The organism is Yersinia sp. KBS0713 (assembly GCF_005937895.2).
Taxonomy (GTDB): domain Bacteria; phylum Pseudomonadota; class Gammaproteobacteria; order Enterobacterales; family Enterobacteriaceae; genus Yersinia; species Yersinia bercovieri.
Window position 1 is genome coordinate 578,969 of record NZ_CP042173.1, and the last position, 12,744, is coordinate 591,712.

A 12,744-nucleotide genomic window follows, 5' to 3' on the forward strand; every position below is an offset into this window, starting at 1 on the left:
ATCTCGAATTTTATTTTTTAGCGTTCAGGAATATCAATAATGAGTTTTTCACAGGGCCTTAGTGGTTTAAGCGCAGCTTCGCAAGCACTCGATGTTGTGGGTAACAATATTGCGAACTCCCAAACAGTTGGGTTCAAATCGGGTTCTATCGCCTTTGCCGACGTATTTGCTGGATCCCAGGTAGGGATGGGGGTGCAGGTTTCTTCTGTTAATCAAAATTTCAGTGACGGTGTTTTGGGCATGGGGAACAGCAGCCTGGATATGGGTATTCAGGGGAACGGTTTTTTCCGTTTAACGAATGACGCCGGGCGGGTGTTTTATAGCCGCAATGGACAATTCAAAACCGATGCCGATGGTTTCATTGTCAATAACCAAGGCATGAATTTGACCGGTTTCCAGGCTACCGGTAACCCACCAACTATTCAGCCAGGTGCTGCCGTTGGCCCGATTCAGATCCCTAACGGGCAGATGCCTGCTCGTGCGTCTGATAGCGGTATCCTGAATGGGAATCTGGACTCTGGTACTGAGGCGATAGATCAAACCGTCAATCCCTTTGATCCCGCTGATAACAGTAGTTATAGCTCAGTCAGCCAGTTAGATGCATATGATAGTTTGGGCAACAAGCACACTATCAATATTTACTTCGTTAAAACCGGTGACAACGAATGGAAAGCCTACTCCAGCAATACCACTTCACCAAAGGTTGATGGTGCAGGTGATGCGGTTTATCAGGAGCTGGACATTCAGTTTGATACTTCGGGTCAGTTGGTCACCACACCTGCAAAATTAAATATTCAAGGGGCTGCTTTTAACGGCGGTGAACCACTGGATTTTGATCTGGATCTTGCGGGGATGACCCAACAAGCCTCCGAGACCTCAATGGATAGGCAGTCAACGACGGGTTACGCCCCCGGCATGATGAATGGTTATACCGTTGGAGATGGTGGCGAGATTATTGCTTCTTATAGTAATGGCGAGCAGCAATTACTTGGGCAGGTTGTGTTATCGAGCTTCACCAATCCAGGCGGTCTGTCATCTCAAGGCGATAACTGTTGGTTAGAAACACCGGAGTCCGGGCAGCCCGTCACTGGCATTTCAGGTACGGGGAACTTGGGGAAATTGTCTGGTAATAAACTTGAAGCCTCCAACGTTGATCTGAGTAAAGAGATGGTCAATATGATCGTTTATCAACGTAACTATCAGTCCAACTCACAGACCATTAAGACCCAGTCTGAACTCCTTCAGATTCTGGCTAACCTCAGTTAACGGCGGCTCCTATGGATCGCGCAATTTACACCGCAATGGGCGCGGCTAATGCCGCCCTTAATCGTCAGGGCGTGACGTCCAACAATTTGGCCAATGCATCAACCACGGGTTTTCGTGCACAGCTTTCGGCATTTCGTGCCGTGCCGATTAATGGGCCATCAGTTGAAACCCGCACATTGGTAACCGAATCTACGCCGTATCACGATGATTCGATGGGAACCATTAACCAGACAGGCCGCAACCTTGATGTTGCTTTGCCGCAGGATGGTTGGCTGGCCGTCGAACTTCTCGGCGGCGGAGAGGCTTATACCCGCGCGGGCAATATCGATATTGATAGCGAGGGTTTGCTGAGGGTCAATGGGCGTGCCGTGCTGGGGGATGGTGGCCCGATAAATGTCCCACCACAGGCAGAATTAACGATAGCACCAGACGGAACCATTACCGCTCTCGGCGCGGGAGAGGAGCCTTCAGCGCTTGCTCAAGTGGGAAGACTCAAGCTGGTTAATGCTCGGCTTCAGGATCTGCGTCACGGTGACGATGGTCTGTTTCATATTGCTGAAACCTCGCCTAATGCCGGATTGATGGCGTTACCTGCCGACCAAAGTTTGCAGTTAGCGCCGGGGGCACTGGAAAGCAGCAATGTGAGTCCCGTTAAATCCATGGTGGACATGATTGCCACAGCACGCGGATTTGACATGAATATAAAAGTCATCAGTGCGGTGGATGATAACGAAAAGAAAGCTAACCAATTACTGGCCATGGGGTAAGTCCCGGCGAAGAGGAATTTCAGTATGATCCGTTCTTTATGGATTGCCAAAACAGGTCTTGAAGCTCAGCAAACCAATATGGATGTTATCTCTAACAACCTGGCAAACGTGAGCACCAATGGATTCAAACGACAGCGTGCGGTATTTGAAGATCTGCTTTATCAGACGCTACGACAGCCTGGCGCGCAGTCCACGGAGCAGACAACGATACCCTCTGGCTTGCAATTGGGGACTGGGGTTCGACCTGTATCGACTGAACGTCTTCATAGCCAGGGGAGCCTGAACCAAACCAGCAACAGCAAAGATCTGGCAATTCAAGGAAACGGTTTTTTCCAGATTCAGCTTGCTGACGGAACCACGGCTTTTACTCGCGATGGTTCGTTCCAGATTGATCAAAATGGTCAGTTGGTGACATCCAGCGGTTACCCGGTTCAACCGGCCATCACTCTCCCGCCGGATGCCGAAACATTGACAGTAGGTAATGACGGCATCGTGAGTGTCACCGTTCAGGGACAAACGGCTCCACAGCAGGTAGGACAGATCACGTTAAGCACCTTTATTAACGATTCTGGTCTGGAAAGCATCGGTGAAAACCTCTACCGCGAGACGCAGTCCTCTGGCGCACCTAATGAAACTACGCCAGGTCTGAATGGCAGCGGCACGCTCAGACAAGGGTATGTCGAGACCTCCAACGTCAACGTGGCAGAAGAGCTGGTTAATATGATCCAGACTCAACGTGCCTATGAAATTAACAGTAAAGCGGTATCAACATCTGACCAGATGTTGCAACGCCTGACGCAGCTTTGATAACACCTATCAGCCAGGCCCTTGTGCTCAAAACAAGGGCCGATTTATGGCTATTTTGACCGCAGTGGATGAAATGAAAAACCAGTCTTGTTACGCCATACCCAAAAGAAACGCCCCCCATGCACTCCTTGGTTCTAAAAGTGTTATGGGGTCGTTTTTGTCCCCGATAGTGCTGACATTGTTTCTGACGGGGTGTTCCTACATCCCTCATCAGCCACTGGTGGGGGGTGTAACAACTGCCAGCCCGGCCTCACCCACGATGACCACCGTGAATGGGTCAATTTTTCAGACCGGACAGGCAATGAGCTATGGCTATCAGCCGATGTTTGAAGATCGTAGACCGAGAAATGTCGGTGATACTTTGACCATCGTGCTGCAAGAAAATGTCAGCGCCAGTAAAAGCTCTTCAGCCAGTGCTAACCGTGGTGGCTCCACCGGGATATCTGTCGACGCTGTCCCAAATATGTTGTCTGGGCTACTGGGTGGCGATCGGGCCAATACAGCCATTAGTGGGAGTAGCGATTTCTCAGGTAAAGGCGGGGCCGCCGCGAGAAATACCTTCAGCGGGACGATTACCGTCACCGTGCAACAATTACTGGAAAACGGCAACCTCAGGGTGGTTGGTGAGAAGCAAATCGCCATTAATCAGGGGACCGAATTTATTCGTTTCTCCGGCGTAGTCAACCCACGAACCATCAGCAGTAGTAACACAGTGATCTCTACTCAAGTATCCGACGCACGCATTGAATACGTCGGTAATGGGTACATCAACGAAGCGCAGCAGATGGGTTGGTTACAGCGTCTGTTCCTCAATATTTCTCCCATTTAATGTAAAAGCTAATGAATACTTCATTTTTAACGTTATGCCTGAGCTTGTTTTTTACCGGCTTGATTTTTCTCGTACCGCAAGATGCTCAGGCAGAGCGAATTCGTGATTTAACCACTCTTCAGGGCGTTCGTAGCAACTCTCTGATGGGGTACGGACTGGTCGTCGGGCTTGATGGCACTGGCGATCAGACCATGCAAACCCCGTTCACCACACAAAGCCTCAGTAACATGTTATCGCAGTTAGGGATCACCGTGCCTCCAGGCACCAATATGCAGCTTCGAAATGTTGCCGCCGTGATGGTCACCGCTGAGTTGCCGCCATTTTCACGTCCAGGCGAGAAAATTGATGTTGTTGTCTCTTCACTGGGTAATGCGAAAAGCCTGCGTGGCGGTACGTTACTCATGACCCCTCTGAAAGGGGTTGATAACCAGATTTACGCCCTTGCTCAGGGGAATTTACTGGTATCGGGAGCGGGGGCGCAAAGTGGTGGGAATCGGGTACAGGTAAATCAGCTAAACGGTGCCCGGATAAGTGGCGGTGCGTCCGTTGAACGCGAAGTTCCCGTCTCATTTGCCAATGAGAATATTCTACGCCTTCAGCTCAATGAAGATGATTTCTCTGTTGCTCAGAAAATGAGTGATGCAATAAATCGCCGATTAGGTGGTGGGGTCGCAATGGCTGAAGACTCTCGGACCATCAAACTCAATGCACCGACTGACAGTGCAGCAAAAGTGCGCTTTTTGGCAGAAGTACAAGATATTCCAATCCAAATTGACATCATGGATGCAAAAGTGATTATCAATTCTCGTACGGGATCGGTGGTGATGAATCGGCATGTGGTGCTTGATGCTTGCGCCGTTGCTCAGGGCGATTTGACGGTGGAAGTCTCCCAAACAAATGAGGTTAGCCAACCCAATACGCCACTGGCGGGCGGACAGACGGTGGTAACACCCAATACGGAAATATCGATTCGTGAACAAAATGGCTATTTACAGCGAGTAAACACCAGTGCTGACCTTAACAACGTTATTCGTGCGTTAAACAACTTGGGCGCAACACCGAATGATTTGATGTCAATCTTGCAATCAATGAAAAGCGCGGGTTGTTTACGGGCCAAATTGGAGACTAACTAATGAGCAGCTCACCACTTTCTACAGGCGCAGCCTTCGATGTTCAAAGCCTTGGTGCACTAAAGTTAGAGGTGAAAAACAACTCCCCGCAGGGGATAAAAGAAGCGGCAAAGCAAATGGAGGGCATGTTTATTCAGATGATGCTCAAAAGCATGCGTGACGCTTCTTTTAAAGATGGCTTATTGAATAGTCAGCAATCTGACATGTTTACCTCCATGTATGATCAGCAGATATCGCAGGATATTGCTCAACAAAGCAAGATGGGGTTCGCTGACTTAATGGTGAAACAGATGGGCGGTGAAATGCCCATCATACCCAATACACCGGGCGCAGCCCCGGCACCCTATAGCCTCAATCCAGCGCTGGTTAAGCAGCAATATGTCACACCTCAACCCAATGCTGGCGCGCACAATAGTGCTGAGGCGAAGAATAATAATGAGGGGGGGGCGACACGCTACAACAGCGCTGCGGGGAATAGCACTCACTTTATTTCGCGCATCTTGGGGCCAGCGATAACTGCTGCACAAAAAAGTGGTATTCCTCATCAATTAATTATTGCCCAAGCCGCACTTGAATCTGGTTGGGGGAATAGGGAAATTGAGACGAAAGAAGGTAAGCCTAGCCATAACTTATTCGGTATAAAAGCGACACCGAACTGGAAAGGTGAGACGACTGAAATAACCACAACAGAATATATTAATGGCAAGGCACAGAAGGTCAAAGCTGCTTTCAAAGTATATCCATCCTATGCAGAAGCTCTCACTGATTACACCTCTTTATTGATGAATAACCCCCGCTATCAAAATGTTGCCAAATCTAACACAGCGGAAAATGCTGCACATGCCCTACAATCAGGTGGATATGCTACTGACCCAAGTTATGCAAAAAAATTAATCAGTATCATGCAACAGGTAAAAGGGAATATAAATCAAGGCCTGAGCGCCTACAAGACCGATCTTTCTTCATTATTTTAGCCCTTAACGGTTTAGTTTATTTTTTAATAACCGATAGATTAGATATGTACGAATTTTCCTAGGAAGATTTCCTAGAAGAAAATGCTAGCAATTTTTCAAGAAGTATAGCGATGGTGATTTATGAATCTAATGAATTTGGCCCAAAGCGGATTGAGCTCGGCTCAGGCAGCGCTCAATGTCGTAGGTAACAACTTAAATAATGCCATGACAGCAGGGTACAGTCGCCAGAGTATTATGCTCGGTCAAGCGGGTGGTCGCACAACCAACGTCGGTTTCTTTGGTTATGGCGTTCAGGTTGATGGCGTCCAGCGTGCTTACGATGGCTTTATCAATAATCAGCTGCGTAGTGCCGTTACTGATTTCAGCGCATTGACAAGCCGTCATAACCAACTTAGTCAAATTGATAATATGTTCGGCGATGATACCAACAATATTTCTGTGTCGATGAATAATATCTTTACCGCACTGGAAAAAATGAGCAGTGATCCAGTGAGTCCAGCTGCCCGCCAGGGAGCCTTATCTCAATTTAGAGCGATCTCGAGTCAATTTAATAGTAATAGCCGTACCCTCAACGGATTAGAAAAGAGTACGAATACACAAATTAACCAAACCGTAAATGACATTAACGCTAATGTAAAACAGTTGGCAAAACTGAATGATGAAATCACCAAGATTCATGGACAGACGGGTGGTCTTCCTGCCGACTTACTTGATCAGCGAGATATGTTATTAGAACAGCTCAGTGGCGCTGTTGGTATTAGAGTTAATGAAGATACAACCACAGGCCGGGTGAATGTCACTCTCACTAATGGGATGCAATTGGTTAATGGCAATCGCGCCTATGAGCTTGAAACATCATCTTCGGCTGAAGACCCGAGCAAAACGGTAGTGTCCTACATTGATGCATCCGGTAATAAGATGCAACTTAACGAATCTACAATGACGAGTGGAAAATTGGGCGGGTTATTTAAATTCCGCAATGAGGATCTCGTAGATGCTCGTAACCAATTAAACCAGCTCGCCTTGCAGATGGCGAATAAGTTCAATGAAGTTAATGCTGCAGGTTATGATCTTGATGGCAATCCGGGCGGCGATATATTTAATATTGCCAATCCGGTTGCACTCGCTAACCGAAATAATGCCAGCGATGCCACATTAGACATCAGCTTTACCGATATCAGCCAAGTCAAAGCTGAAGATTATACTTTAACGTATAAAGGTCCTGGACAAAACGATTGGGAAGTAAAAACCAGTGATGGTAGAACGATTACCCCCACCATTGGCGCTGCGGGCGAACTTGAATTCGATGGTATTTCTATTACACCGCAGGGAACACCAGAACCCAATGACAGTTTTGTTTTGAACCCAACGTCAGGCATTGCGGGGTCACTCAATGTCGCCATTACACAAGGTGACGAAATAGCGGCCTCAAGTTCATCTGATCCGAGTGATGTCAGTAATAACGAAAACATCAAAGAGATGATTGCGATTAAAGACGCCACGTTGATCGGTAATGGCACTTTGACCGAAGCGTATGCCAGCTTGGTCAGTTCCGTTGGGTCATCAATGACGGCACTAAAAAGCGATGTGACAACAGGGGGTAATGTTTTAGAAGCGGTAGCACTTCAACAGCAAAGCGTTATCGGTGTTGATCTGAATGAGGAGTATATGAGGCTGGAAATGTATAGCCAATACTTTAACGCCAATACAAAAGTACTCCAAACGGCGACAACCCTTTTTGACACATTATTAAGTATTAGATAAGCCCCATTAACGGTATTGCGAGTAATTTGATAAGAGATTGAGGAAATAACAATGCGTCTCAGCACCCAGTACATGTATCAACATAATATCGATAGTATGTCAAAGGCCATGACGACTAACAATAATATTTACATGCGCTTATCAGCCCAGAGAAATTTATTGACGCCTTCTGATGACCCCGCTGGTGCTTCACAGGCCATTATTTATCAAAATGCACTATCAAATATTAATCAATTTGATACAGCGCGCTTATATGCTCAAGATGCGCTTGAACAGGAAGATAATGTTCTCAGTTCTGTGGGGAATATTTTAACCAAGAATTTGAGTGAAAAGATTATTGCAGCTGGCAATGATACTCACTCGGATGCAGACAGAGCAGCACTGGCCACGGAATTGCAGGGCATTCGCGACAACTTATTGGATTTGGCAAATAGCAAAAACAGTAATGGCCGTTTCATTTTCGCTGGATTTAAAACAGGCTCTGAGCCTTTCCAGAAAGATGGTTCGTATGTTGGCGGGGATACCCCGCCCACCCAGATCGTCGCCGATAGTACCGAAATGCAGGTAGGCCATATTGGTAGCGATGTTTTTATGACTGGGACATCTGACGATATCTTTGCTGCATTGGACAGCGCTATTGCTGCACTAAATACCCCTATAGTTGATGATGCTGACCGCGAGGCGCTACATCAAGTATTGGATAGCGCCAATATCGCGGTGAAAAATGGTATCGACAATCTGGGTAAAATTCAGGCGCAAGTAGGTACTAATCTCCAGCAGATTGACTCTTTGGCCTTGAACTCAGCGACACAAAAAATCAATATTGAATCCAGACTGCAAGAAACAGTGGGGTCGGATTACGATTCAATTATTACATTGATAGCCCAATCTAAAATGTCTGATTTTGCTCTGAGCTCCTCCATGATGGTTTTTCAGAGTATGCAGAAAATGTCTATATTTAATATGTAACCTTAACTCGACAGTGTTTCACTATAATTAAACTATAAACATCATTACTTAACTAGTATGTAAAATTATAGTATTAATAAATCACAACATCTTATTTTTGAGGAATAATTTAAGCAGGCATCTGCTTAGATTGATATCTACTATGTTAAAAAAAATGAAAATATCTACAGGCATTACTTTCATTATATGTATGTTCGCCCTATCGTTGAGTGTGATAGCCGTGTTCAGTTTGTTCAACTCTATTGAGAGCAAAGATAACTTTAATCGTACCATTGTATCGACTTCAAATATGGAGGGTATGCAAAGCTCCATCTTCAATCTTTATAGTGGGTTGGCGCAAGTTAATGGGTTGTTGTTACAATCAAGTCTTAATAGGACTATTGACCCGCAATCGATCGCCAATGCTAAAGATATTCTCGCTAATTCAAAAGCGACAATGGATAGCTTCATGTCAACGGGGTTCAATTCAACTGAGGTAGAACAAGCCGCTATTGTACTAAATAAGCAGTTTCTACGTGTATTGAACACCACTCTTGATAAAGCGGACTATATCTCCAATCCAGCCGGTATGCCCGATACCCTGGAGAAGGAAATGCAAGAACGCACGATTTTAAGAGAAAATATAAACGCCTACCAAAATATTGCTAATCATCTTAATGATAACTTTATTCAGGGTGCAGACAGTGTGTATCGCCAGATGGTTACCATGGCGATAGTGGTGCCGATTATTTCAATCGTCTTGTTAGTGCTTGTTCGCATATGGCTAAAACGTACTTTGACCACGCGGATGTCACAAACTTCAGCATCGATCAAAAAGATCGCCAGTGGTGACTTAAGTGAAGAGATCCAGGTTGGTGATGAAAATGAACTTGGTCTGATGCTAGTTGAGCTGGAAAAAATGCGTGTGTCGTTGACAGGTACTGTCTCTAATATCAACGACGGTGTGAGTCGAATTTATAGCAATGCTCAAGAGATCGCTCAGGGTAATAATGATCTGTCAGCCCGAACTGAAGAGCAAGCGTCGGCATTGCAACAAACCGCAGCCAGTATGGAACAGCTCAAAACAACGGTTCGTCAGAATGCGGATAATGCTCATACCGCACGCCAACTGGCAGAAAGTGCAAGTCTCAATGCACGCAATGGTGGCAATGTCATGACTAATCTTGATGACATCATGCAACAGATTACGCAAAGTTCGCGTCAAATTGCAGATATTAATGGCGTCATCGATAGTATTGCTAATCAAACTAATATTCTTGCGCTTAACGCGGCGGTTGAAGCCGCAAGGGCCGGTGAGCAAGGGCGCGGATTTGCGGTCGTTGCTGGGGAAGTACGTAGTTTGGCCAAGCGCAGTGCTGATGCAGCCAAAGAAATTAGTCAGCTTATAACGACTTGTGTAGCGAACATGAATACAGGTTCTCAGCAGGTAGATCAGGCTGGAACCGTAATGAAGGACATTGTAAGCTCTGTTACCCAAGTAACTGATATAATGGGTGAAATTACCTCTGCTTCTGATGAGCAAAGTGCAGGTATTAATCAAATTGCCCAGGCAGTCAATGAGATGGATCAGGTGACTCAACAAAATGCTGCCATGGTCGAAGAAGCTGCACTGGCTGCCAATAATCTGGAAATGCAGTCAGAAGAGTTAGATAGCATCATTTCTAAGTTCACTATCAATAAAAATATTGGCAATAGAAAGACCCATAGAGAACGCGATAATGGAATAGAGCGAAATCGTGATAAAAAAACGCTACGACCTGGACCTGTATCTGCCAAGCAATCCGAGATGAATAAAAGTATCGCTGAAGAACAGTGGGAAACGTTTTAATCAGACTGTTGGATTTATTAGCAGTACTAATAAGTATCCTAGGTGATAGGTTCATCATGACGTTTTTGGTAGTGATGATTAAATCAAAGTTCCGGATTGGGCAATATAGTACGACCTTATCACGCTATTTGATCTCGCATTAATCCTCAATAATATAGTTCGTTTTTTTGTAGGTTGGATAATGTAATTGTGAATGGTATTTATAACCATGATGGCGTAATACAGAAAGATCAGTTATGGCCCAAATATGGTTTCTTAGTTAGACATGAGGCTCTGCGTTTGCAGGCTAGATTACCTGCTAGTGTAGAGCTTGATGATCTTATACAGGCTGGTGCAATAGGGTTACTGACAGCTATTGATCATTTTGATCCTAAAAAGGGGATTGGATTAAGTACTTACATTACCCAACGAGTACGTTGGGCAATGATAGATGAGCTACGGGAACGAGATTGGGTTCCCCGTAGGGTTCGCAGTAATGCACGTGAAATTGCAGTCATAATTCAACGGATTGAACAGGAAAGTGGCCATGTTGCGACAGAAGCTGATGTGGCCAACAGCATGGGAGTAACATTACCTGAATATCAGAAAATGCTGGCAGATACAAATAGCAGCCAACTCTACTCTTTAGATGAATTGCAAGAAGAACTTGCAGATGGTTTTGAGCAATCGGATACGCAACATGAAATGTTAAATCCTTTGCATGAAATAATGAAAGGGAATTTAACAAAACAAATTAGCCGAGAGATAAAAGCACTTCCAGAGCGGGAGCAGTTGTTATTGAATTTGTATTATCAACAAGAGCTGAACATGAAGGAAATAAGTGTTTTATTAAACGTAACTGAAACGAGAGTCAGTCAGTTGCATAGTCAGGCAATTAAGCGTTTGCGGGCAAGATTGGATGCTATAAACATCTGATTACACATAATTTTATAAGAAAATTCTTACTATGTGACTTTAATCACTTTAGAGGGGATTTGTTTGTAATGATTTGATTTTATTAGTGATTTTTATCAAGTTGATATTGGTGGTTGATGGGTTTTAGTCAACTTAATGTTGAAATTCTAACATTAAGTGTTTATTATGTTTGAACAGTATCCCTCTCGCCAATAATCACTTTGAGATATTAGGTTTGACTATTGGTCTTCGCAATTAACGTCATTTTTTGTATTGAGTTTTACGGAGTTAGAAAGACAATTTTTTATCTCAACTGAATGAGAGAGCATGAGCACGGCTTGTATAATCGCAGGATTTACAGAGTCGGATTTATCGTCTCTACATTATAACCAATGTGATGGTAAAGATTATCCTATGGTTGTTTTAATCTATTTACTGTAATCAGCAGTATAACTATAGTTTTAGTCTAATTACCAATTTTTAACATATTAATTAACATTCATCCATGCAGTCGGTGAGATGAATATGGTAACGAAAATGATTGCAGGACATATTGACGAACAGCTACAAAGAATACACGACATTAACTTATCTTACCTGTTGCTGGCGCAACAATTAATTAGAGAAGATAAGTTTGCCGCTGGTTTTCGTTTAGGATTGACTGAAGAAGCTATTGATTCATTGAAAGAGCTCTCACTCCCTCAGTTGATTAAGCTGGCATCGACCAATCAGCTCATTTGCCGTCTTCGTATTGATAACGAAATTGTGATTGATAACTTAACTAAAGATTCTCGTATTGAAGCCTTACAACAGATCCATACAGGCATAATTTTGTCGACTAACTTGCTTAACTCGCTTTCTGAGCAAAATATTACACCGTCTTAAGGAAGTTTGTGATCATGAGTGAGAAAAGTATATTACAGGAAATGAAAGAAGTACAAATTGCGATGGAGCTGATTTCTTTTGGTGCTCGTATGCAAATGTTGGAAAGCGAAACCAGTTTAAGTCGTAGAAGATTATTGCGGCTCTATAAAGAGCTTAGAGGTGTACCACCACCTAAAGGGATGTTGCCGTTCTCTGAAGATTGGTTTATGGCTTGGGAACAAAATATTCATTCATCTATGTTTTATAACATTTACCTTTATTTGCAAAAGACGGAATCTTGTCGGCCAATTGAGGCAACGGTAAAAGCCTATCGATTATACCTGGAACAATGTCCACCACAGCAAGGTGAAAAACAAGTTCTTGGATTAACTCGCGCATGGACATTATTAAGATTCATCAATTGTGGAATTATAAAACATAAAGAATGCTGTATTTGTGGTGGTGGCTTTGTCGTAACGAATGAACACTCGAAAGGTTCATTTACATGTAGTCTGTGTAGCCCACCTTCTCGTGCAGTAAAGAAATGTAAAACACCTGACTTAGCAGTGGGTGATACCCTCGGCATATAACTGACTGAGTGGTTAATAAAAAGTTAATATTAAAGAATAGTATCGGATTTATACGGTACGGA

12 protein-coding genes are annotated in these 12,744 nt (G+C 44.3%); all 12 read left to right on the forward strand.

Going from position 1 to position 12,744, the window contains the following annotated elements:
* Positions 1-39 precede the first annotated feature (39 nt).
* A complete protein-coding gene (gene flgE, locus FFE93_RS02745) occupies positions 40-1,266 on the forward strand; it encodes a flagellar hook protein FlgE (protein WP_057648135.1) in 1,227 nt (408 codons plus the stop codon).
* 11 nt (positions 1,267-1,277) lie between these two features.
* On the forward strand, positions 1,278-2,033 hold the full coding sequence (locus tag FFE93_RS02750; protein ID WP_005270955.1) for a flagellar basal body rod protein FlgF: 756 nt from the start codon (positions 1,278-1,280) through the stop codon (positions 2,031-2,033).
* 24 nt (positions 2,034-2,057) lie between these two features.
* Complete coding sequence (flgG, locus tag FFE93_RS02755; RefSeq protein WP_005270956.1) at positions 2,058-2,840, forward strand: flagellar basal-body rod protein FlgG; 783 nt, start codon at positions 2,058-2,060, stop codon at positions 2,838-2,840.
* Positions 2,841-2,985: 145 nt separating this feature from the next.
* Entirely contained in the window at positions 2,986-3,669 is a 684-nt protein-coding gene (locus tag FFE93_RS02760) for a flagellar basal body L-ring protein FlgH (protein ID WP_049602698.1), read from the forward strand.
* A gap of 11 nt (positions 3,670-3,680) precedes the next feature.
* Positions 3,681-4,802: a flagellar basal body P-ring protein FlgI gene (locus tag FFE93_RS02765; RefSeq protein ID WP_005270958.1), complete on the forward strand. Its 1,122-nt coding sequence runs from the start codon at positions 3,681-3,683 to the stop codon at positions 4,800-4,802.
* Positions 4,802-5,773: a flagellar assembly peptidoglycan hydrolase FlgJ gene (flgJ, locus tag FFE93_RS02770; protein ID WP_032896459.1), complete on the forward strand. Its 972-nt coding sequence runs from the start codon at positions 4,802-4,804 to the stop codon at positions 5,771-5,773. The genes FFE93_RS02765 and flgJ overlap by 1 nt, the downstream gene beginning before the upstream one ends.
* A gap of 120 nt (positions 5,774-5,893) precedes the next feature.
* Positions 5,894-7,537, forward strand: a complete 1,644-nt coding sequence (gene flgK, locus FFE93_RS02775) for a flagellar hook-associated protein FlgK (RefSeq protein ID WP_032896460.1) — start codon at positions 5,894-5,896, stop codon at positions 7,535-7,537.
* A gap of 72 nt (positions 7,538-7,609) precedes the next feature.
* Positions 7,610-8,506: a flagellar hook-associated protein FlgL gene (gene flgL, locus FFE93_RS02780; RefSeq protein WP_261369037.1), complete on the forward strand. Its 897-nt coding sequence runs from the start codon at positions 7,610-7,612 to the stop codon at positions 8,504-8,506.
* Positions 8,507-8,648: 142 nt separating this feature from the next.
* Entirely contained in the window at positions 8,649-10,334 is a 1,686-nt protein-coding gene (locus FFE93_RS21830; RefSeq protein WP_032896464.1) for a methyl-accepting chemotaxis protein, read from the forward strand.
* A gap of 189 nt (positions 10,335-10,523) precedes the next feature.
* Complete coding sequence (locus tag FFE93_RS02790; RefSeq protein ID WP_005270965.1) at positions 10,524-11,249, forward strand: RNA polymerase sigma factor FliA; 726 nt, start codon at positions 10,524-10,526, stop codon at positions 11,247-11,249.
* A 516-nt stretch (positions 11,250-11,765) separates the two neighbouring features.
* Positions 11,766-12,113, forward strand: a complete 348-nt coding sequence (gene flhD, locus FFE93_RS02795; protein WP_005270968.1) for a flagellar transcriptional regulator FlhD — start codon at positions 11,766-11,768, stop codon at positions 12,111-12,113.
* 14 nt (positions 12,114-12,127) lie between these two features.
* The gene (gene flhC, locus FFE93_RS02800) at positions 12,128-12,682 is read left to right on the forward strand and encodes a flagellar transcriptional regulator FlhC (RefSeq protein ID WP_032896466.1); all 555 of its coding nucleotides are present in this window, start codon (positions 12,128-12,130) and stop codon (positions 12,680-12,682) included.
* The last annotated feature ends 62 nt before the right edge of the window (positions 12,683-12,744 follow it).